This is a genomic window from Paraclostridium dentum, assembly GCF_048568265.1.
Lineage (GTDB): Bacteria > Bacillota > Clostridia > Peptostreptococcales > Peptostreptococcaceae > Paraclostridium > Paraclostridium dentum.
Genome location: NZ_CP183813.1, coordinates 2666147 through 2688449, shown reverse-complemented (window position 1 = coordinate 2688449; position 22303 = coordinate 2666147). Strand labels below are relative to the sequence as shown.

Below are 22303 nucleotides of genomic sequence, written 5' to 3'. Positions count from 1 at the left end.
TTGAAAAATGAAAGTAGCAGTAATCGGAGGAGGACCAGGTGGTTATGTAGCTGCTATAAAAGCTGCTATGCTTGGGGCTGAAGTTACAGTTATAGAAAAAAGAAAGGTTGGAGGAACTTGCTTAAACGTTGGATGTATACCAACCAAAGCATTATTAGCATCATCATCATTAATATCATCTATAAAAGAAGCTAAAGACTTTGGAATACATATAAATGGAGATATAGAAGCCAACTTTGATGACATAATGAATAGAAAAAATAAAGTAGTAAACCAATTAATTAGTGGAATAGAGTTCTTATTCGAAAAAAGAGGAATAAAACTAGTTAATGGATTTGGAAAAGTAATAGATACAAATAAAATAGAAGTTAACAAAGAAGATGGAAGTAAAGAGTTAGTAGAGGCTGATAAGATAATACTTGCTAATGGATCTCAGCCAGTTATACTACCGATGTTTCCTTATGATGGAGATAGGGTTATAACTAGTGATGAAGCATTAAATTTAAAGGATATACCTAAGTCATTGTTAATTGTTGGCGGAGGAGTTATAGGATGTGAATTTGGTCAGTTTTTTAGAGCTTTAGGAACAGAAGTGACTATTGTAGAGATGTTTGATCAGTTACTTCCACTTGAGGATAAAGATGTTGCTAAACAGTTGCAAAGACAATTTAAAAAAGATAAAATTAAGGTGATGACAGGGGTTAAGATCGAAAAATGTGAAATAGTTGACAATGATGTCGTAGCAACTCTGTCTAATGGTAAAGAAGTTAAAGCTGAAAAAGCATTACTATCTATAGGAAGAAAACCTTATCTTGATAATTCGGGAATAGAAGATATAGGAATACAACTAGATAGAGGTAAGGTTATAGTAAATGAAAATTTAGAAACTAATGTTAAAGGTATATATGCAATTGGTGATATAATAAATACACCATTTTTAGCGCATGTAGCATCAAAGGAAGGATTAGTAGCAGCACAAAATGCTGTTTGTGGCAATTCAAAGACTGTAAATTATGCAGCAGTTCCAAGATGTGTATATACTGAACCAGAAGTTGCAGGAGTAGGGAAAACTGAAAAAGAGCTTCAAGAAAATGGTATAGAGTATAATACAGGACAATTCGATTTTAGAGCACTAGGAAAAGCTCAGGCAATAGGACATTTCCAAGGTTTCATAAAAATATTAGCAGATGAAAATGACAAAATAATAGGAGCGTCTATAGTAGGACCTCATGCAACTGATTTACTAACAGAACTATCTTTAGCAGTTCATTTAGGATTAACAGTTGAAGAAGTAGGGGATGTTATACATGCACATCCTACATTATCAGAAGGAATAATGGAAGCACTTCATGATGTTCATGGTGAATGTGTGCATGCAGCTCCTAAATTAGCAAAAGCATAAGTAGAATAAATAAGTTCTATTTAGACAAACAAAGGGGGAAATCTTATGGGATTTAATATTGCAGTGGCAGGTAAAGGTGGAACTGGAAAGACGAGTCTTACAGGTCTTCTAATAAACTGCTTAGTAAAAGAAAATAAGGGGCCAATATTAGTAGTTGATGCAGATGCAAATGCTAATATAAATGAAGTACTAGGATTAGATATAGATGTAACATTAGGTCAAATAAGAGAAGAAATAAACCAAAGAGAAAAACAAGGTAATGCATTTCCAGGAGGTATGACTAAAGCTCAATACTTACAATATAGACTGAACACTTCTGTAGCAGAAGGACCAGGATATGATTTGATAGTTATGGGAAGGTCTGAAGGAGAAGGTTGCTACTGTTATGTAAATGGAATTTTAAGAGAGCAAACAGATAAACTTTCAGATAGCTACGATTACCTAGTTATAGATAATGAAGCTGGTATGGAACATTTAAGCAGAAAAACTACTAAACATATAGATAAATTACTTTTAGTTAGTGACTGTTCAAGACGTAGTATTCAAGCAGTTGCAAGAATAAGAGATTTAGCTAGAGAGTTAAACTTAAATGTAGGAGATATGCAGTTAGTAGTAAATAAGGTTCCAAATGGAATTTTAAATGATGGTGTAAAAGAGGAAATAGAGAAACATAAATTAGATCTTTTAGGTGTTGTACCTTTAGATGATATGATATATGAATATGATTCTTCAGGTATACCTTTAATAAATTTACCTGAAGATGCTAAGTCAAAAATCGCTATTAAAGATATTATATCTAAATTAGAATTAAATTAGACTAAGGGGGAAAAAAATATGGCATTTAAGATGTCTGTTCAAAAATACTCTGGGAAAATATCAGAGGTTGAAATAGGTTCAGGGGAAAGCACTATAAAAATAGGAGGAGAAAACATACTTCCTTTTTATAACTTTGATGGAGATCAAGCAAATACACAAAAAATTGGTGTAGAAATGCTAGATGTATATCCAGAAAACTGGACTAGTGAAATTAAAAACTTATATGAAGATGTAGCTAATGATAGTGTTAAATGGGCTAAGTATATAGAAGAAAAAATAGAACCTGATTTTATATGTTTAAGATTAGAGGGAGCAGATCCTAATGGATTAGATAAAACTCCTGAAGAATGTGCAGAAGTTGCTAAGAAAGTTTTAGAAAATGTATCATTGCCAATAGTAATAGCAGGATGTGGAAATCATGAAAAAGATGCAAAGGTATTTGAAAAAGTAGCTCAAGCTGTAGATGGATATAATTGCTTATTTATGTCGGCTACAGAAGAAAACTATAAAGGGGTAGGGGCTGCAGCTGGAATGGCTTATGGTCATAAAGTAGGAGCTGAATCTTCAGTTGATATAAACTTAGCTAAACAATTAAATGTTTTACTAACTCAATTAGGAGTTAAGCAAGAAAATATAGTTATGAACGTTGGATGTTCAGCAGCTGGATATGGATATGAATATGTTGCATCTACAATGGATAGAATTAGACTTGCGGCACTTGGTCAAAATGATAAAACATTACAAATGCCAATAATAACACCGGTTTGCTTTGAAAGTTGGAATGTAAAAGAGTCTGTTGCAAGTATAGAAGATGAACCAGCATGGGGTTGCCCAGAAGAAAGAGGAATATCTATGGAAATTTCAACAGCATCAAGTGCTTTAGCTGGAGGATCAAATGCAGTAGTGCTTCGTCATCCAAAATCTGTAGAAACTATAAAAACTTTAATTAGCGAATTAGCATAATAAGTTAAAAGGTTAGGGGGAGAATAATATGGCTTTAAAAGCTTTAGATATATTTAAATTAACACCAAAGAAAAATTGTAAGGATTGTGGTTTTCCAACTTGTATGGCGTTTTGCATGAAGGTTGCATCAGGGGCGTGTGAAATAGGAAAATGCCCTCATATGGCTCAGGAAGCTTTAGATAAATTATCAGAAGCTACTGCTCCACTTATGAAAAGTTTAAAAATTGGAGCAGGAGAAGCTCAATATGATTTAGGTGGAGAAACTGTATTATTTAGACATGAAAAAACTTTCTTAAATAAAAATAGATTTGCAGTAGAATTTTGTGACTGCATGACAGAAGATGAAATAAATTCTAAATTAGAAAATATAAAAGCTGTAAACTACATAAGAATAGGCGAAGAAATGAAAGTAGAGATAGCGGCTTTAAGATATACTTCAAATAAAGAATCATATTTAAATTTAATAAACAAAGTTAAACAAAGTAATTTAACTTTAGCATACATGATAATATGTGAAGATGCTCAAGTAGCTAAGGAAGCTGTAGAATTATTAAAAGGCGAAAATCCAGTAGTTTATGGAGCAAATAAAGATAACTACAAAGAGATGGTTGAATTAGTTAAAAATGATAAGTTAGTATTAGGTGTCAATGCATCTAATTTAGAAGAATTATATTCTACAACAGAAGCTATACAAGCTTTAGGGTATAAAGAACTGTTATTAGATGCAACTGGAGAAACAATGAAAGACACATTTACAAATGTAGTTCAAATAAGAAGAATATCTTTAAAAGAACAAGATAGAACATTTGGATACCCATCATTAGTATTTGCAAATAAATTAGCTAAAAATGATCCTAATATGGAAGTTGCTATATCTTCAATATTCACGGTTAAATATGGATCTATAATAGTATTAGATGATATAAATTATGCAAAAGCTTTACCTTTATTTGCACTTAGACAAAATATATACACAGATCCACAAAGACCAATGAGAGTAGAAACTAAATTATATCCTATAAATAATCCAGATGAAAATTCACCAGTTTTAGTTACAGTTGACTTTGCACTAACTTACTTCATAATCGCAGGAGAGATAGAAAGATCTAAAGTACCTGTATGGTTAGCAATACCAGATGCAGGAGGATATTCAGTTTTAACTGCATGGGCGGCAGGTAAGTTTGGAGGAAGTTCTATAGCTAACTTTATAAAAGAAATAGGAGTAGCTGAAAAAACTAAGAATAGAGATTTAATAATACCGGGTAAAGTAGCAGTATTAAAAGGAGATATAGAAGATAATTTACCAGGATGGAATGTAGTAATTGGAACAGAGGAATCAATGGAATTACCAAAATTCTTAAGAGAATATAAAGCCAATAAAGAAACTGCTATGGCTTAAATTCAATAAACTATATTTAATAGGGGGAACAAATCACATGGAAAAATTTATGATAATAGGAGAAAGAATACACTGTATATCGCCATCAATAAGAAAAGCTTTAGAAGAGAGAGACCCAGCTCCAATACTAAAAAGAGCTAAAGAACAATTAGACGCTGGAGCTCATTACATAGATTTCAACATAGGGCCAGCTGAAAGAGATGGAGCAGATATAATGACTTGGGGTGTTCAACTACTTCAATCAGAATTTAACAATGTACCATTAGCTTTAGATACTGCAAATAGAAACGCTATAGAAGCCGGACTTAAAGTTTATAACAGAGATAATGGTAAACCTATAATAAACTCAGCTGATGCGGGTGGAAGAATAGAGTTAATAGATTTAGCAGGGGAATACCAAGCTAAAGTTATAGCTTTATGTGCTAAAGAAGGTATACCTAGAGATAATGATGAGCGTATGGCATACTGCCAAGAATTATTAGAAAGAGGATTAATGGCAGGATTAGAACCAGAAGATATGTTATTTGACCCACTATGCTTAGTTATAAAAGGAATGCAAGACAAACAAATGGAAGTTTTAGAAGCTATAAAAATGATGACTGAAATGGGACTTTTAACAACTGGAGGGTTATCAAATGTTTCAAATGGATGTCCTAAACATGTAAGACCTATATTAGATAGTGCATTCGCAGCTATGGCTATGGCAAATGGATTTAGCTCTGCTATAGTAAATCCATGTGATGAAGAATTAATGAGAACTATAAAATCTTGTGACATAATAAGAAATTCTAGTCTTTATGCAGACTCATATTTAGAATTAAATGAAGGTGGATTTGCATATAACGTATAGTAAGTATTTATTTTATATATAGTATAGATATAAAAGGGGGAAATAGAGTGAAAAATTTGTACAGTACTGTTTTTAATGGATCCGAGCAGGCATTAGAAGCTGCAAAAGGATTGCTTAATGAAGCTATAGAAAAACATGGTAAAGACCATAAAGTTGAATTCCCAGATACGGCATATTCGCTTCCTTGCATATATGCTGCAACAGGAAAGAAAATTAATAATTTAGGAGATTTAGAAGCTGCACTAGAAATTATTGAAAGTTTAATAAATAAAACTCATTTATTAGAACATGTATTCAATTCAGGATTAGCAACAGCTTTAGCAGCAGAAGTAATAGAAGCTATAAAATACTCAATGAGTGATGCTCCATATAGTGAGCCATGTGCAGGGCATATAACAGACCCTATAATAAGATCTCTTGGAGTACCATTAGTTACAGGAGATATACCAGGGGTTGCGGTTGTACTTGGAGAATGTCCAGATGCAGAAACTGCAGCTAAGATAATAAAAGACTATCAATCTAAAGGATTATTGACATTCTTAGTTGGTAAAGTTATAGATCAGGCTATTGAGGCTGGAGTGAAAATGGGTCTAGAGCTTAGAGTTATACCTCTAGGATATGATGTAACAAGCGTAATACATGTTGTGTCAGTTGCTATAAGAGCAGCACTAATATTTGGAGGATTAGCTCCTGGAGATTTAACTGGATTACTAGAATATACAGCTAAGAGAGTGCCAGCATTTGTAAATGCATTTGGACCATTGACTGATTTAGTTGTATCTTGTGGAGCAGGAGCAATAGCTTTAGGGTTCCCAGTTATAACAGATCAAGATGTGTTAGAAGTTCCAATGAACTTATTAACTCAAAAGGATTATGATAAGTTTGTAGCAACATCTCTAGAAGCTAGAGGCATAAAAATAAAAATAACTGAAATACCAATACCAGTTTCTTTTGCAGCAGCATTTGAAGGTGAAAGAATAAGAAAAAATGATATGCTTGCTGAATTTGGTGGAAACAGAACAGAAGCTTGGGAGTTAGTTAGAAAGAAAGAGCTATCTGAAGTTGAGGATCACAAGATAGAAATTATAGGTAGTGATATAGATCAAGTTGAAGCTGTAAATGGAGTTGTAAGGTTGCCTCTTGCAGTTATAGTTGATATAGCTGGTAAGAATATGCAAGAAGACTTTGAACCAGTTTTAGAAAGAAGATTACACTACTTCTTAAACTATATAGAAGGTGTAATGCATGTTGGGCAAAGAGATATAACTTGGATAAGAATCTCTAAAGATGCTGTTGAAAAAGGATTCAGACTAAACCATATAGGAGAAGTTATATATGCTAAGATGCTAGATGAGTTTGAATCAGTAGTTGATAAGTGTCAAGTTACTTTAATAACAGATGCAGAAGAAGTAGCTAAATTAAAATCAGAGTATGCAACTCCTAGATATACTGCTAGAGATGAAAGATTAGCTTCTCTAGTAGATGAAAGTGTTGATGAATTCTATACTTGTAATTTATGTCAGTCATTTGCACCTGCACATGTTTGTGTTGTAACACCTGAAAGACTAGGTCTTTGTGGAGCTGTTAGTTGGCTAGATGCAAAAGCAACAAAAGAGCTTGATAAAACAGGACCATGCCAACCTATAATAAAAGGTGAATGCTTAGATGACTTAAAAGGTGTATGGCAATCAGTAAATGATGAAGTAAGTGCTATATCTCAAGGTGCGGTTGAAAGTGTTACATTGTACTCTATATTAGAAGATCCAATGACTTCATGTGGATGTTTTGAATGTATATGTGGTATAATGCCAGAAGCTAACGGATTTGTTATAGTAAATAGAGAATTTGCAGGAATGACTCCTGTTGGTATGACATTTGGAGAACTTGCTTCAATGACAGGTGGAGGAGTTCAAACTCCAGGATTTATGGGTCACGGAAGACAATTTATATCTTCTAAGAAATTTGCTTATGCAGAAGGCGGACCATCTAGAATAGTATGGATGCCTAAAGAATTAAAAGACTATGTTGCAGATAAGTTAAATGCTGCAATGATGGAATTACATGGAATAGAAAACTTCACAGATATGATTTGTGATGAAACTATATCTACAGATTCTGAAGGTGTATTAGCATACCTAGAAGAAAAAGGTCATCCAGCTTTAAGCATGGAATGTGTGATGTAATATTATCTTATAAATTTGAGGAGTGAAACAATGAAAGTTATACCAAGTTTAAAATACTGTAAAGAGCATACATGGGTAAAAGTAGATGGAGAATATGCTTATATAGGAATAACAGATTATGCTCAAGATCAATTAGGTGAAATATTATTTGTTGAGATGCCTGAAGTAGAGGATGAATTAACTAAAGGTAGTGACTTTGGAGTTGTAGAATCATCAAAAGTTGCTTCTGATTTAATCGCTCCTATATCTGGAGAAGTTGTACAAATAAATGAAGATTTAGAAGATGAGCCAGAAGCTATAAATGAAGATGCTTATGATGCATGGATAATAAAAATAAAAATGTCAGATCCAGAAGAGTTAGATAGTTTAATAAACTCTGATGGATATGAAGCTAGCATAGAGGAATAACAAAAAGCTGTTTCAAGTGAAATTGTAAAATCAATTGATCTTGGAACAGCTTTTTTACGCTTAAGGAAATTATACTTACTAAAAATTGCAGATAAACTATTAAGCTTAGTTTTATATCAACACAGTATATTTTGAGCGTAAAAAAGTTTTTGAGCAACGAACGAAGTCGTTGGCGACATGAGCAAAGCGAATTTTGATTTCAAAATTTGATAAAAATAAAACAAAAATCAAGGTAATATGATTGTTTACATAGAATATATATTTAGGGGATAACTTTGTAACTTAGTGACTTTAAATAAGGGGGATTAGCATGGTTAAAGTAAAAATATTGTCTCATAAAAAAGAGATTGAATGTAACAAAGAGGATAATTTACTAGAGGTTCTTAGAGAACATGATATATTTATCGATGCTCCTTGCAATGGAAGTATGGTATGTGGAAAGTGTAAAGTAAAACTAAAAAATGGTAAAGTAGATTCTAAAATTAATATACATATAAATGAAGAAGAAAAAAAGCAAGGATATATTCTTTCGTGTGCAAGTAAGGTTATTGAAGATATAGAAATAGAAGTTCCTTCAAAACTTTCAACATCTATGAATGAAATGAAAATTGAAGGTAGTGATAATAATAAAGATAAAAAAATATTTGATAAATCAATCAACATATTAAAGGACAATTCATTAGATTTCAATAAAAAAATATTTAAAAAATATATAGAGTTAGATGAGCCAAATTTAGACGATAATATAAGCGATATAGATAGAATTCAAAGACATATTAGAAATAATTTTGGATATGAAAATATAGAGTTTAGTTTGAATTTACTTAGGAAGATACCTTTAGTAATTAGAGATAATAATTTTAAGGTAACTATAACTTATGAAGTTAAAAATAACATTGTTTATTTGATTGATATTAATACTGGAAATACAGAAGATGCATTTTATGGAATAGCTGTTGATATAGGAACTACATCAGTTGTAGTTTGTTTAGTTAATTTAAAAAATAATGAGATTATAGGAAAAGAGTCATCAGGAAATGCGCAAATTAAATATGGAGCAGATGTAATAAATAGGATAATATATTCAACTAAAAAGGATGGAATTAAACTTCTACAACATGCAATAGTAGAAGAAACTATAAACCCACTAATAGAAAAGGTATGTAATAAAAATGAAATTGATAAAGAGTATATAAGCTATTTTGTAGTTGCAGGGAATACGACAATGAGCAGCTTATTTTTAGGAGTACATGCGGATTTTTTAAGACAAGAACCTTATATACCTCCATTTGTAAAATCTCCAAATTTAAGTGCTCATGATATAGGATTAAATATAAATAAAGATGCTACTGTATATCTAGCACCATCTGTAGCTAGTTATGTTGGCGGAGATATAACAGCAGGTGTACTATCTGCTGGAATATGGGCTAGTGAAGAAAATGTATTGTTTATAGATTTAGGAACTAATGGAGAGATTGTATTTGGAAATAAAGACTATATGATGACTTGTGCATGCTCAGCAGGGCCTGCATTTGAAGGTGGAGGAATAAGTTGTGGTATGAGAGCTTCAAATGGAGCTATAGAGAAAGTTGATATAGATAAAAATACTTTAAATCCTAAATTGAAAATTATTGGAGATTGCAATCCAGTTGGAGTTTGTGGTTCAGGAATAATAGATATTATATGTAAAATGATGATAAGCGGAATTGTTGATAGAAGAGGTAAGATCAATAAAGAATTAAAAAATAAACGTATAAGATTTAATGAACATGATATAGGAGAATATGTGCTTGCATTTAAGGAAGAGTACAATATAGAAAATGATATAGCAGTAAATGAAGTAGATATAGATAACTTTATAAGGGCAAAAGGGGCTATATATTCAGGCGCATCTATACTTATAGAAAGCTTGGGTATGGATTTTAGCGTAATAGACAAAGTTTTAATTGCAGGAGGCATTGGAAATAGCTTAGATATAGAAAATTCTATTATGATAGGGTTATTACCAGATATAGATAGAGATAAATTTGACTATATCGGTAATAGCTCTCTTATAGGTTCTTACTTAACATTAATAAGTAATGATGCGAAAGATAAGTTAGAAGAAATAGGAGATCAATTAACATATGTAGAATTAAGTGTATATCCTACATATATGGATGAATTTATATCTGCTTGTTTTTTACCTCATACAAATATAGAACAATTTCCTTCAGTTAAAAATATATTAGGAGAATAAATCTATGAATTTAAATCGAAAAATTAATTTAGCATATGATACAAAAGTTAAAAACTTTGGAAATGATATTGAGTTTGCATATCCAACTCAAACCTTAGCAGTGAGTATAACAGATACAAACTGTAGTCTAGGATGTGCTCATTGTAATGGTCATTATTTAAAAAACATGACACCTATAGCTGAATATGAAAAAGATATAAAAAAGAGAAATATAACTAGTATATTATTAAGTGGTGGATGCAGCCAAGATGGAGATGTTCCTATAGATAGTCATATAGAAACTATAAAAAATTTAAAACAAAAGGGATATAAATTAAATTCACATATAGGACTTATGAATAAAGAAAATATAGATTTGGTCTGCAATTTTTTAGATTATGTATCATTTGACCTTGTATTTGATGAGGATACTATAAAAGAAGTATATAAGATTAATAAAAGTAGAGAAGAATACATAGCTACATATGAATATATAAAAAGATACACAAAGGTAGCTCCACATATATGCATAGGACTAAAGGGTGGAAAGGTAAAAGGAGAATATGAGATTATAGACTATCTTGAAAAAAACCAGCCAGATCAATTAACTTTTATAGTTTTGATACCTACAAAAAAAACTGAGTATGAAAATGTAGAGCCACCTAATTTAGATGAAGTTATAGATGTATTATGTGAAGCTAGAATAAGACTTCCAAAAACTAAAATAAATTTAGGCTGTATGAGGCCCAGGGGCAAATATAGAAGTGATTTAGATAAATTAGCGATAGAATGTGGAATAAATAAAATTGTATTACCGTCAAGATCATGTAAAAACTTAGCACTTGAAATGAAGTTAGATATTAAAGAGAGTAAGGAGTGTTGCATATTATGATTAGATTGTCTATTGGAACTGCAATAGAACTTGGTATAAAAAGAGGCCAAAGCGACATACCTCCTACTACTGCTTATATAATGATAGGAAATCAGTGTAATAATCGATGTTCATTTTGTTCACAGTCCGTTGAAAGTAATAGTAGAAAAGATAAACTATCTAGAGTTTTGTGGCCAGAATATACAAAAGAAGAAATTTTAGATGCTTTTAAAAACTATGAAGGAGAAAATATAAAAAGAATATGCTTACAATCAATGGATAGTGAAGAAGCTCTTAATGAAGTAAGAGAATTTATCAAATATGTTAATTCTAATTTAAATATACCTATATCTTTATCAGCTAAGTTAGAAGATATGGATGAAATTGAAAAATTCTTTGAACTAGGAGTTGAAAAAATAGGTATAGCTATAGATGCTGCAAATAAGGAATTGTATGAGAAGATAAAAGGAACTAACTTTGATAAAAAAATAGATTTTATAAAAGAAGCAGGACTTATATATCCAAATAGAATTAGTACACATATAATTGTAGGATTAGGAGAAAGTCACAAAGATATATATGATTTATATAAAACTCTGAAAGGTTACAATATAACAATTAGTTTATTTGCATTTACACCTGTAAAGGGAACTAAAATGGAAGATGTAAGGCAACCTAGTATAGAGAGTTATAGAAGGGTTCAACTTATGACATATATGATGGATAAAGGATATAATGGGGATTACTTTAAATTTGGATCAGATGGGTACATAGAACAAATAGAGATAGATGAATATATAAAGATGGATATATTAAAAGGAAAGCCATTTGAGATAAAAGGATGTAAGAATTGTAATAGACCATATTATAATGAGAGACCAGGACATACAATATATAATTATTCAAGAAAGTTAAGTAAAGAAGAAATTAAACTAGCAATTAAAGAAATTAACTTAGATATAGGGGAAGCAAAATTATGCAAAAGTGGAGAGTAATAAAAAACAAAACTTATGATGGTGCAATGAATATGGCTATAGACGAAGCTATTACTATTTCGCATAAAGAAGGAAAATGTAAGCCTACACTAAGATTTTATTCTTGGAATCCTAGTTGTTTAACTATAGGATACTTTCAAAAGCTTGAAAGTGAAGTAGATATAGAAAAATGCAAAGAATTAAATATAGACTGTGTAAGAAGAGCTACAGGTGGAAGAGCTGTATTACATCAAAATGAGTTAACTTATTCTATAATTGTAGGAGAAGACAATGAACTGATGGATAAGAGTATAAATAGTTCATACAAGTTTATAAGTGAAGGAATTGCAAATGGATTAAAGCTTGAAGGTATAGCGGTTGATAATTTAAGCAAGGGAGAAAGAATTAGTAGAGAGAAACTTTCAGCTGCGTGTTTTAATGCTCATGCTTCATATGAAATAACTATAAATGAGAAAAAGGTTGTAGGAAGTGCTCAACATAGACATGATGGAGTTATATTACAACATGGGTCTATTGTATTGGATTTCAATATAGATGATTTGTATGAAATTATAAAAACCAAATCTCCAGAAATAAAAGAAAGAGCAAAGAAACTTACGTTAAGTAAGGCAAGTGGTATTGAAAATGAAATAGGAAGAAAAATAGATATAAACAGCCTCGAAAAATCCATTGTAAGAGGAATGGCAAAGACTTTTAATGTTGAGTTTGAAGATGAAGAGCTAACGAATTATGAACTAGATTTAGCCAAGAGTTTATATAGTAAATACTCTTCAGATGAGTACACAAATAAAAGATAATTTATATAAGTAAAGGAATTGACTTTAACCAAAATTTGGTGTTATACTCAAAATATACAAAGTTATTTGAAATCATGAAGATTTCTTTAAGGGTTTTGAAATACCTTGGAGGAATCTTTTTTTGATTGAGTATAAAATTAATATACTAAGGGGGATTATGTTATGTGTGAATCAGCAGCTTATGTGTTAAAAAACAACAATCTTGAAAGAGTAATGGATAATGTGGTTAGTGTAGACCCATACGAAGGAAAAGTATATTTAACAGATTTACTAGGAGAGCAAAAAATAATCGATGGGGAAATAAAAGAAATAAGACTTATGGATCATAAAATAATAATCAAAGAATCAGTATAAATCAAATTTTAATTTACATAAAAATGTAATTGAGGGGAAGAAAATATGATAATAGCAGTTATAGATGGAATGGGAGGCGGAATAGGAGCTCAAGTTGTATCAGCGCTTAGAGATGAACTTCCATCGTACATAGAAATATACGCACTAGGGACAAACTCAATAGCAACAAGTTCAATGATGAAAGCACACGCTAATAAAGGTGCTACAGGAGAGAACGCTATAATAGTTTCAACAAAAAAAGCTAGTATAGTAGTTGCGCCAGTATCTGCAGTTATACCAAATGCAATGATGGGTGAAGTAACCGCTAGAATTAGTGAAGCAATATCAGATAGTGAAGCTTTAAAAATATTACTTCCTATAATGCCAGAAGATGTAGAAATGGTGGGATTAGAAGGAAAACCATTATCACTGTTGATAAAGGATGCGGTGAAAGTGATAAAAAAAGAATTTAATATAAAATAAGGGGGATTATAAATGCTATTTAATAAAACTAGTGTAAGAAACCACCATGGTCACGACCATGATCATGAACATATAGAACATTCAGGTGCAGCTGTAGCTGAAAATAAAGATGAAAAAACTCTTAACATACTTCTTGTTCATTGGGTAAATCACAATGAATCTCATGAAGAAGGGTTTAGAGAGTGGGCAGAAAAGGCTAGAGAAATGGGAAAAGAAGAAACTGCTAAAAATATTGAACAAGCAATTGATTACTTAAAAAAATCAAATGAAATGCTATTAGAAGCTAAAAAGAATATGTAAGCAAAATAAGGAGTTAATCTCCTTATTTTTATGTCAAATCAAAAAAATTTGTAAAAAACGTTGACATCAAAAAAAAAAACTTATATAATCATAGTATAGTAAAAATGAATACGGAGAAGTACTCAAGTGGCTCAAGAGGATCCCCTGCTAAGGGATTAGGCTGGGTTAACCGGTGCGAGGGTTCGAATCCCTCCTTCTCCGCCAGTAAGAACTGTTGATATTTCAACAGTTCTTTTTTTTTGGACAAAGATGATATTTATAACTCTTTAGAAATTATAAATTTAGATAAGGCATTAATATTATCGACTATAAAATCATTATTAAACTTTATGGGAATTATAGATCCTAATTTATAAAAAAATATTGTATTTCCATTGCTATCGATACCCTTATTAAGATTTATAAATATATTAAATATATTTTTTTCGGTAGAAATAGTATAAGTATCTCTAAATATATTTAATGGAAGTTCAAATTCCTTTCTAGATATAAAATTTAAATGCAAAACAGACTTTGTAATTTTATATTTACTTAAAAGAACTTTATAATTTAAATTGTTTATATTTATATCTATGTAATCTAAACTTTCATCTATTATGTTTTTTATGTTATATATTTTTCCTAAGTAATAAATATCTTCGTAATTATGCAATAGTATTTTTTCTTTTAAACTAATATCTTTACTAATTACAAAATTTTTATATAACTCAACACTTTCTTTTCCGGATATAGTATCTTCTCGTTGTATGCCCATGTATTTTTCTATTGTTTTTAGTTTACAATCAGATAAAGACAGTTTTTCTTTAAATGGTTTTACAATTCTTAAAATATCAATATCATCACATTTATCTATGGAAAAATCAATATCATTAGAATTAAACCTTGAGTTTAAAAAAGGGATATCAAAAGATACTCCATTAAATGTTATGTGATGATCAAAAGTTTTTATATCATTAATAAACTTTAAAAGTAAATCTTTTTCTTCTTCTTCAGACTCAGCAAAATATTGTTTAATTATAGTTTTGTTATTTAAATTGTATAAAACCCCTATTAATATTACTTTACAATACTTAGGGCTAAGGCCTGTGGTCTCTATATCGAATACGAAATGATTTTTTGGTATATCAATTAAATTATCTATAGTTTTAGTAATAACTTCCATAGGTTTACTCCTTTGTGTGAATATAGTATATAATATTAATTATAAAATAATATAAAGATAGTTCAAGGTGATAAATGATGATAGATATAAATGGATTAAATAGTAATCAAAAAAACGCAGTAATGCATATAGATGGACCTTGTATGGTTTTAGCTGGTCCAGGTTCAGGTAAGACAAGAGTTATAACGTATAGAATAGTTAATATGGTTTTAAATAATAATATAAATCCTAAAAATATTTTAGCTATTAGTTTTACAAAAGCTTCATCAACAGAAATGAAAAATAGAGCTCTAAGCTTGAGTCATGATGTTAGATTAAATAAAGTTAGCTATGGTACATTCCATTCAGTTTTCTTTAGAATACTTAGATTTTTTGAAAAGTACGAGCTGGATTGTATATTAGATGAAAAGAATAAAAAATTTGCTATAAGAGGAATCTTAAAAAATTTAAATATAGAAAATGCAGAAGATGATGATACAATCTTAAATGTTATAAATGAAATTTCTTATGTCAAAAATGAGTTAATGGATAAATTAGATTTTGATCCAGAAATACTTTCAAAGGATGAATTTATAAAGGCTTATAATATGTATGAGGATTATAAGGAAAGTATCAAAAAGATAGATTTTGATGATATGCTTATAAAGACTTATCACTTATTACGAAATAATAAAAGAGTTTTAGAAAGAGTCAGAAATGCGTATAGATATATTTTAGTGGATGAATTCCAAGATATAAATAAAGTGCAATTTGAAGTTATAAAGTTAATAGCAAGTCCAAATAACAATATATTTGTTGTAGGTGATGAAGATCAAAGTATATATGGGTTTAGAGGATCTAGACCAGATTTTCTATTAGAGTTTGAAAGATACTTTGAAAATAGCAAAAAATATGTTCTTGATATAAATTATAGATCAAAACAAGGTATAACAGATACTGCAAATAAGCTTATTCAATTTAATGAAAATAGATACGAAAAAGTAATTAAGTGTGATAGAGAAGAAAAGGGAAGTGTAAATTATATAAAAACTGAAGACTCAGAAGAAGAAGCAAAATTTATAGCTAGAGACATAATTAGTAAATGTGAAGATAATTGTGTTAACTATGATGACTTTGCAGTTATATATAGAACAAATATCCAGTCTAGAGCACTAGTAGATGTATTTATGGATATGCATATACCATTTGTTGTTAGAGACTCAATTGTAACTATATATGACCATTGGGTTGCGAAAGATTTATTAGCGTATTTAAGACTAGGGATAGATACAACATTGAGTGAAGATTGGATAAGAATTATTAATAAACCATTTAGATATATATCTAAAGATAGTATAAAGCTTGCAAGTGAGGATAGAGATTTTATAGGTGCATTAATAAATAAGGGTGGATTACATCCAAAACAAGTAAAGACATTAAATGATTTAGAAATAGATTTAAGTTATTTAAAGACATTATCTCCTAAGAATGCAATTTCATATATACGTACTAGTTTAGATTATGATAGATATGTATTAGATTATTGTAGTAATAGGAAGATTAAACCAAATGGGTTAATAGAAATTTTAAATGAACTAGAAAGTTCTTCAAGTAACTTTAAAACTATAAATGAATACTTAGAGCATATAGAAAAGGTTAAATCTGAGATAGTTGAAAATAGAAATAACAAAAACTCAGAGGGAGTAATATTTACGACTATGCATAGTGCAAAGGGATTAGAATTCCCATATGTATATATAATAGGAGTGAATGAAGGAACAATACCTCATGAAAAATCTTATGACATAGAAGATGAAGAAAAACGAAAATCAGCTATAGAGGAAGAAAGAAGATTATTTTATGTAGGAATAACTAGAGCTCAAGATGAACTACATATAAGTTCACCAAAAATGAAATATGGAAAAAAAGTTTTTGCCTCAAGGTTTATTGATAATATAAAGTCGCCAACAAAAGAAGATATAGATGCAATCAAAATTGGGGATAAGATTTTACATAGTAAATTTGGAGAAGGAAATGTAATAGGGAAAGATGGCAAAATGATAGAGGTTAAATTTAAGGTTGGAGTGAAAGACTTAGATTACTCAATATGCCTAAAAAATGGAATTATAGAGAGAAAATAATAAAAAAGGTTATTCATATGAATAACCTTTTTTATTATTTATTTAATAGTATATTCCTTCTTCAAACATATCTTTTAATTCATTTAGATTATTTGTTTTTCCTAAAGCAACTATAAGCTTTATTCTAGCCTTTTGCCCAGGTAAATCACCAGCAAATATACATCCTAGATTTCTTAAATCCCTACCAGAACCTAAATATCCATAACTATCAAAAACTCTACCAGAATGGCATCTAGATGCTATAACAACAGGTATATCTTTGCTTCTAGCATATTCTACACCTTTTAACATTTCTGGAGGTATATTTCCTCTACCCATAGCTTCTATAACTATACCTTTGCATCCTTTATCAGCTGCAAACTTTATAAAAGAATCATCCATGCCAACACCTGATTTTATAAGAGCAACATCAGACTCAATTTTATCTACTAATATTGTTTGTCTATCAACTATATCTCTAGATAATACAAGTTTATCACAGTCAATTATTCCTAAAGGACCACAAGTTAAAGATTTAAAAGTATTTAATGTAAGTGTATTAGTCTTAGTAGCTTCAGATGCTAATAAAACTTCATTACTTAGAACAACTAAAACACCTTTATTATAAGCTTCATCAGAAATAGCAGTACAAACAGCTGCAGCAAGGTTACTTGGACCATCATATCCAAGTTCATCACTACTTCTCATTGCGCCTGTAACTATAACTGGTTTAGGTGTATCTAATGTTAAATCTAGGAAATATGCAGTTTCTTCTAAACTATCTGTACCATGAGTAACAACAACACCAGAAAATTCGTCTTTTGAAATTATATCGTTTATATAATTTCTTAAACTAAGCATTTTCTCAGGTGTCATATGAGGTCCTGGAATCTCATCGAAGTTGTATATCTCTATATCAGCAACTTTATCTATGTTAGTTACCATAGACATTATTTGCTCCCCAGATAGAGATGGTATAGCAGCGCCTATTTTTTCATCTACAGTCATGGAAATAGTTCCACCTGTAAATACTATAGCTACTTTTTTCTTGTTTTGCATAGTATCGACCCCCTAAAATTTTTATTATATATATACATTAAATTATACCAAAAAAAGCGAGATAAATGTAGAATTGAGCATAAAAAAAAGAGCTTGGGGAAGCTCTTTTTGCGTTAAACTAACTTCCGTTGTTAGTTTAACATTGGATATAAAGTCTATCCGTTCAAAAGGGGTATTGGGAATAGAGATTTTAATTAAGGTTATCAGGGGGATAACCATGTATATATAATACCAAGATTCGACAGAAAAATCAATAGTTTTTGACAATATATTTAATTAAAATTGAAAATTGATTTTAAACATAAAAAAAACCTACTTCTTTTCCGTTAAGAAGTAGGATTTAAATGAATGTATACATCCATTTAAAAGGGGTATTGGGAATAGAGATTTTAATTAAGGTTATCAGGGGGATAACCATGTATACATAATACCAAGATTCGACAGAAAAATCAACAGTTTTGACAAAAAAATTAAAAAAACATTAATTTACGATAAAAATAGATATAAAAAAAGAATAAGAGCAATAGAAGTGTGCAATTATAGCGCTTTGCTATATAAAAAAAGAGAAAATAGTGGTATAATAGTAAAAGTTTCACTAAAATTATATGATAATTTACATAGTTAATTGGGACAATAATATAGAGTATAAATAGTATGATTAAATACAAAGAAAGTTGGTGTATTAGTATGGAAATATACTTAGATAATAGTGCAACAACTAAGCCATATGAAAAAGTAGTAGAAAAAATGGTATATGCACTTACTACAGATTATGCAAATCCTTCAGCTGTACATAAAAAAGGTGTTGAAGTTGAAAAGAATATAAAAAAAATAAGACAAGAAATAGCTAGAAGTATAGGATGTAAAGATAAAGAAATAATATTTACATCAGGAGGAACAGAAGCTAATAATACAATCATAAGAGGTATTGCAAATCTTCACAAAAAGAGAAAAAATCATATAATAACTACAAACATAGAACATCCATCAGTTTTAAGAACAATGGAAGATTTAGAAGAACAAGGATTTGAAGTTACTTATCTAAAAGTAAATGACAAAGGAACAGTAAATATAGATGATGTAAAAAATGCAATAAAAGAGAATACTATATTAATTAGTATGATGCATGTAAATAATGAAATTGGAAGTATACAACCTATAAAAGAAGTAGGTAAGTATATAAGTACGTTAAAGGAAAAAGTATATTTACATGTAGATGCAGTTCAGTCATTTGCTAAAATCAATTTTAAGCCATCTAGATATAACATAGACTTTATGAGTGTTAGTGGACATAAATTACACGGACCAAAAGGTATAGGATTTATGTACGTAAAGGAAAATAACAAAATAAAACCTATGTTAACTGGTGGAGGACAAGAAATAGGAATAAGATCTGGAACTGAAAATGTAGCTGGTATATATGGAATAGGAGAATCTATAGATATAATAATGTCAGATTTAAATTCAAAAATAGAGAAAATAGAAAAACTAAAAGTTTTACTAAAAGATTTTATAGTTGAAAATATAGATGATATTAAAGTGAATTCTCCTGAGGACGGTGTATGTCATATATTAAATATATCATTTAAAGATGTTAAAGGAGAGGTACTACTTCATCATTTAGCACAGCAGGGTGTATTTGTATCTACAGGATCAGCTTGTTCATCAAAGAAAAAGGGAAGCCATGTTTTAAATGCAATAGGGCTTACTCCACAAGAAATTGACGGAGCTATAAGATTTAGCTTATCGGATATGACAACAGAAGAAGAAATAAATGAAGCTTGTGAAATAATAAAAAAATCAGTAGAAGAACTTAGATTTATAATAAGAAGACGATAATTAAGAGGTGATAAATTTGTATAATATAGCTATAGTTAAGTACGGAGAAATCGGTGTAAAAGGAAAAAATAGATATATATTTGAAAATAAATTAATAAAAAATGTGAAAAATATGTTAGCGCATATAGGAAAGTTTAATGTATATAAAGAATATGGAAGAATATATGTTGATTTAGGAGAATATGCAGAAGACTATGAAGAAGTATTAGAAGAAATCAAAAAAGTATTTGGAGTTGTAGGAGTTTGCCCAGGTATAAGAGCAGAAAAAGACTATGATAAATTAAAGCAACTAGCACTACAACTTTTAGAAGAAAAGATAGAAGCGGGTTCAGAATCGTTTAAAGTTACTTCAAGAAGAGGAGATAAGAGTTTAGAATTAACTTCTCAAGAAATGAGTAAAGATATAGCTGGATTTTTAGTTTATAATGTAAAAGATAGAATAAAAGTTGATGTTAGAAACCCAGAGACAACTATACACTGCGAATATAGACAAAATCATGTAATGGTATATAGTGATACAGTTCCAGGTTATGGAGGTCTCCCAGTTGGAACAAATGGTAGAGCTATGTCTTTATTATCTGGAGGAATAGACAGCCCAGTTGCTTCTTGGATGGTTGCAAAAAGAGGAGTAGAAATAGAAGCTATACATTTCCACAGTTATCCATTTACTAGTGAAAAATCACAAGAAAAAGTAAGGGACTTAGCTCAGATACTAGCAAAATATTGTGGTAAAGTTAGACTTCATAAAGTAAATATATTAGAAATACAAAAGGCAATAGGCGTATCATGTAAAGAAGAAGAAATGACTATAATATCTAGAAGATTTATGATGAAAATAGCTCAAAGAGTAGGAGAAATGAGATTCTGTGATGCATTAGTTACAGGAGAAAGTATAGGACAAGTTGCATCTCAAACTATACAAGGATTAACTTGTACAAATGCTTCTGTATCATTACCTGTATTTAGACCTCTTATAGCAATGGATAAATCAGAGATAATAAAAATAGCTCAAAAAATAGGAACATTTGAAACATCAGTTATACCAGAAGAGGATTGTTGTACAGTATTTTCTCCGAAAAGTCCTGTAACAAAACCTAAATTAGATAGAATAGAGAAATCAGAATCATCTTTAGATGTAGAAAAACTAATACAAGATGCAATCGATAATATGGAAGTTGAAGTATTTGAATTTTAATAAAAAAGGATCTATACAATTTTGTATAGATCTTTTTTTATTATTTATTATGAGTTATTACACCGAACTCAGCTAGTATTTTAGATGCTTTTTCTATATCTTCTGTTGTAGCATCAGGAACATCTTTTAATTCATATTCAAACCCCATGTTTTCCCATTTATGAACTCCTAGAGTATGGTAAGGGAGTAATTCAACTCTATCAACATTTTTTAGGGTTGATATGAATTTACCCATAAGTTCTAAGTTTTCTCTATCGTCTGTTACTCCAGGAACAAGAACGTGTCTTATCCAAACTGGTATATTTCTATCGCTTAAATACTTAGCAAATTCTAATGTCTTATCTATACTAACACCTACTAAATCTTTGCATTTTTCAGGTACCATATGCTTTAAATCAAGTAAAACTAAATTTGTATAATCAAGTACTGGATCTATGACATCTATGTTTACAAAACCAGATGTATCTAAGCATGTATGAATTTCATTTTCTTGAGCTTTCTTAAATAAATCTTTTAAAAATTCAGGTTGAAGAGTAGCTTCACCACCAGAAACTGTTAAACCTCCTCCAGAGAATTTCATATAAGAAGAGTATTTTTTAACTTGTTCTATTATTTCATCAGTAGTGTATTCAGTTCCACCTTTAACATCCCAAGTATCTCTATTATGACAGTACTTACATCTTAAAGGACAACCTTGCATGAATAATATAAATCTAATTCCAGGGCCATCTACAGTCCCAAATGTTTCTATTGAATGAACTCTACCTTTTACCATTTTATCCACCTCGTTAATTATATATTATACTAATAAAATTTATCATCTAAAATAATTGTATACATTATACTTTCTACCCACTATTATAAAACATTAAACCTATAAAGTCTATTAAATAGTTTTTTTATTCATGGGAATTTATACTTAATTAATTTA

20 protein-coding genes and 1 tRNA gene are annotated in these 22303 nt (G+C 29.9%); 18 read left to right on the top strand and 3 right to left on the bottom strand.

Annotated features, from left to right (window positions below; translation table 11 throughout):
- Positions 1 to 7 precede the first annotated feature (7 nt).
- The 15 genes from lpdA (at position 8) to ACN6I1_RS12450 (ending at position 14222) form a co-directional block, all read left to right on the top strand.
- Positions 8 to 1402: a dihydrolipoyl dehydrogenase gene (gene lpdA / locus ACN6I1_RS12520; protein WP_419742116.1), complete on the top strand. Its 1395-nt coding sequence runs from the start codon at positions 8 to 10 to the stop codon at positions 1400 to 1402.
- Between the two features lie 45 nt (positions 1403 to 1447).
- Positions 1448 to 2218, top strand: coding sequence for an AAA family ATPase (locus ACN6I1_RS12515; protein WP_021431739.1), 771 nt, complete (start codon positions 1448 to 1450; stop codon positions 2216 to 2218).
- Between the two features lie 18 nt (positions 2219 to 2236).
- Positions 2237 to 3181: an acetyl-CoA decarbonylase/synthase complex subunit delta gene (gene acsD, locus ACN6I1_RS12510; RefSeq protein ID WP_419742115.1), complete on the top strand. Its 945-nt coding sequence runs from the start codon at positions 2237 to 2239 to the stop codon at positions 3179 to 3181.
- Positions 3182 to 3209: 28 nt separating this feature from the next.
- On the top strand, positions 3210 to 4580 hold the full coding sequence (gene acsC / locus ACN6I1_RS12505; RefSeq protein WP_021428449.1) for an acetyl-CoA decarbonylase/synthase complex subunit gamma: 1371 nt from the start codon (positions 3210 to 3212) through the stop codon (positions 4578 to 4580).
- Between the two features lie 37 nt (positions 4581 to 4617).
- The gene (gene acsE, locus ACN6I1_RS12500; protein ID WP_021431742.1) at positions 4618 to 5430 is read left to right on the top strand and encodes a carbon monoxide dehydrogenase/acetyl-CoA synthase methytransferase subunit; all 813 of its coding nucleotides are present in this window, start codon (positions 4618 to 4620) and stop codon (positions 5428 to 5430) included.
- 47 nt (positions 5431 to 5477) lie between these two features.
- Entirely contained in the window at positions 5478 to 7613 is a 2136-nt protein-coding gene (acsB, locus tag ACN6I1_RS12495) for an acetyl-CoA decarbonylase/synthase complex subunit alpha/beta (RefSeq protein ID WP_419742114.1), read from the top strand.
- Positions 7614 to 7643: 30 nt separating this feature from the next.
- Positions 7644 to 8021: a glycine cleavage system protein GcvH gene (gene gcvH, locus ACN6I1_RS12490; RefSeq protein ID WP_021428363.1), complete on the top strand. Its 378-nt coding sequence runs from the start codon at positions 7644 to 7646 to the stop codon at positions 8019 to 8021.
- Between the two features lie 310 nt (positions 8022 to 8331).
- On the top strand, positions 8332 to 10260 hold the full coding sequence (gene acsV, locus ACN6I1_RS12485; RefSeq protein ID WP_419742113.1) for a corrinoid activation/regeneration protein AcsV: 1929 nt from the start codon (positions 8332 to 8334) through the stop codon (positions 10258 to 10260).
- A gap of 4 nt (positions 10261 to 10264) precedes the next feature.
- On the top strand, positions 10265 to 11131 hold the full coding sequence (locus tag ACN6I1_RS12480) for a radical SAM protein (RefSeq protein ID WP_247012136.1): 867 nt from the start codon (positions 10265 to 10267) through the stop codon (positions 11129 to 11131).
- Positions 11128 to 12105, top strand: coding sequence for a radical SAM protein (locus ACN6I1_RS12475; protein ID WP_220796013.1), 978 nt, complete (start codon positions 11128 to 11130; stop codon positions 12103 to 12105). Before ACN6I1_RS12480 ends, ACN6I1_RS12475 begins: the two co-directional genes overlap by 4 nt.
- Entirely contained in the window at positions 12087 to 12902 is an 816-nt protein-coding gene (locus ACN6I1_RS12470; protein WP_419742112.1) for a lipoate--protein ligase family protein, read from the top strand. The genes ACN6I1_RS12475 and ACN6I1_RS12470 overlap by 19 nt, the downstream gene beginning before the upstream one ends.
- Before the next feature lie 162 nt (positions 12903 to 13064).
- Positions 13065 to 13256, top strand: a complete 192-nt coding sequence (locus tag ACN6I1_RS12465; RefSeq protein WP_021428376.1) for a CooT family nickel-binding protein — start codon at positions 13065 to 13067, stop codon at positions 13254 to 13256.
- 45 nt (positions 13257 to 13301) lie between these two features.
- The gene (locus ACN6I1_RS12460) at positions 13302 to 13718 is read left to right on the top strand and encodes a DUF3842 family protein (RefSeq protein WP_021428408.1); all 417 of its coding nucleotides are present in this window, start codon (positions 13302 to 13304) and stop codon (positions 13716 to 13718) included.
- A 12-nt stretch (positions 13719 to 13730) separates the two neighbouring features.
- On the top strand, positions 13731 to 14018 hold the full coding sequence (locus ACN6I1_RS12455) for a hypothetical protein (RefSeq protein WP_021431748.1): 288 nt from the start codon (positions 13731 to 13733) through the stop codon (positions 14016 to 14018).
- A 112-nt stretch (positions 14019 to 14130) separates the two neighbouring features.
- A tRNA-Ser gene (locus tag ACN6I1_RS12450) sits at positions 14131 to 14222 on the top strand.
- A gap of 52 nt (positions 14223 to 14274) precedes the next feature.
- Here ACN6I1_RS12450 and ACN6I1_RS12445 read toward each other — a convergent pair.
- Complete coding sequence (locus ACN6I1_RS12445; RefSeq protein ID WP_419742111.1) at positions 14275 to 15180, bottom strand: ribonuclease H-like domain-containing protein; 906 nt, start codon at positions 15178 to 15180, stop codon at positions 14275 to 14277.
- A 77-nt stretch (positions 15181 to 15257) separates the two neighbouring features.
- Here ACN6I1_RS12445 and ACN6I1_RS12440 point away from each other — a divergent pair, with 77 nt between their 5' ends.
- Positions 15258 to 17300, top strand: coding sequence for an ATP-dependent helicase (locus ACN6I1_RS12440; protein ID WP_419742110.1), 2043 nt, complete (start codon positions 15258 to 15260; stop codon positions 17298 to 17300).
- 42 nt (positions 17301 to 17342) lie between these two features.
- Here the strand turns inward: ACN6I1_RS12440 and ACN6I1_RS12435 are convergent, their stop codons facing one another.
- Positions 17343 to 18338 carry an asparaginase gene (locus ACN6I1_RS12435; RefSeq protein ID WP_220796017.1) on the bottom strand — a complete coding sequence of 332 codons (996 nt, stop codon included), beginning with the start codon at positions 18336 to 18338 and terminating at the stop codon, positions 17343 to 17345.
- A gap of 687 nt (positions 18339 to 19025) precedes the next feature.
- Between ACN6I1_RS12435 and ACN6I1_RS12430 the strand changes: the two genes are divergently transcribed.
- Both ACN6I1_RS12430 and thiI read left to right on the top strand, forming a co-directional pair.
- On the top strand, positions 19026 to 20177 hold the full coding sequence (locus ACN6I1_RS12430) for a cysteine desulfurase family protein (RefSeq protein WP_419743307.1): 1152 nt from the start codon (positions 19026 to 19028) through the stop codon (positions 20175 to 20177).
- Between the two features lie 16 nt (positions 20178 to 20193).
- Positions 20194 to 21372, top strand: coding sequence for a tRNA uracil 4-sulfurtransferase ThiI (gene thiI, locus ACN6I1_RS12425; RefSeq protein WP_150841935.1), 1179 nt, complete (start codon positions 20194 to 20196; stop codon positions 21370 to 21372).
- 40 nt (positions 21373 to 21412) lie between these two features.
- Here thiI and pflA read toward each other — a convergent pair whose 3' ends face one another.
- A complete protein-coding gene (gene pflA, locus ACN6I1_RS12420; protein WP_419742109.1) occupies positions 21413 to 22147 on the bottom strand; it encodes a pyruvate formate-lyase-activating protein in 735 nt (244 codons plus the stop codon).
- Positions 22148 to 22303: the final 156 nt, after the last annotated feature.

Coding starts and splice junctions, on each gene's coding strand:
- lpdA (WP_419742116.1), top strand. CDS start 8: ATGAAAGTAGCAGTAATCGGAGGAGGACCAGGTGGTTATGTAGCTGCT.
- ACN6I1_RS12515 (WP_021431739.1), top strand. CDS start 1,448: ATGGGATTTAATATTGCAGTGGCAGGTAAAGGTGGAACTGGAAAGACG.
- acsD (WP_419742115.1), top strand. CDS start 2,237: ATGGCATTTAAGATGTCTGTTCAAAAATACTCTGGGAAAATATCAGAG.
- acsC (WP_021428449.1), top strand. CDS start 3,210: ATGGCTTTAAAAGCTTTAGATATATTTAAATTAACACCAAAGAAAAAT.
- acsE (WP_021431742.1), top strand. CDS start 4,618: ATGGAAAAATTTATGATAATAGGAGAAAGAATACACTGTATATCGCCA.
- gcvH (WP_021428363.1), top strand. CDS start 7,644: ATGAAAGTTATACCAAGTTTAAAATACTGTAAAGAGCATACATGGGTA.
- acsV (WP_419742113.1), top strand. CDS start 8,332: ATGGTTAAAGTAAAAATATTGTCTCATAAAAAAGAGATTGAATGTAAC.
- ACN6I1_RS12480 (WP_247012136.1), top strand. CDS start 10,265: ATGAATTTAAATCGAAAAATTAATTTAGCATATGATACAAAAGTTAAA.
- ACN6I1_RS12475 (WP_220796013.1), top strand. CDS start 11,128: ATGATTAGATTGTCTATTGGAACTGCAATAGAACTTGGTATAAAAAGA.
- ACN6I1_RS12470 (WP_419742112.1), top strand. CDS start 12,087: ATGCAAAAGTGGAGAGTAATAAAAAACAAAACTTATGATGGTGCAATG.
- ACN6I1_RS12465 (WP_021428376.1), top strand. CDS start 13,065: ATGTGTGAATCAGCAGCTTATGTGTTAAAAAACAACAATCTTGAAAGA.
- ACN6I1_RS12460 (WP_021428408.1), top strand. CDS start 13,302: ATGATAATAGCAGTTATAGATGGAATGGGAGGCGGAATAGGAGCTCAA.
- ACN6I1_RS12455 (WP_021431748.1), top strand. CDS start 13,731: ATGCTATTTAATAAAACTAGTGTAAGAAACCACCATGGTCACGACCAT.
- ACN6I1_RS12445 (WP_419742111.1), bottom strand. CDS start 15,180: ATGGAAGTTATTACTAAAACTATAGATAATTTAATTGATATACCAAAA.
- ACN6I1_RS12440 (WP_419742110.1), top strand. CDS start 15,258: ATGATAGATATAAATGGATTAAATAGTAATCAAAAAAACGCAGTAATG.
- ACN6I1_RS12435 (WP_220796017.1), bottom strand. CDS start 18,338: ATGCAAAACAAGAAAAAAGTAGCTATAGTATTTACAGGTGGAACTATT.
- ACN6I1_RS12430 (WP_419743307.1), top strand. CDS start 19,026: ATGGAAATATACTTAGATAATAGTGCAACAACTAAGCCATATGAAAAA.
- pflA (WP_419742109.1), bottom strand. CDS start 22,147: ATGGTAAAAGGTAGAGTTCATTCAATAGAAACATTTGGGACTGTAGAT.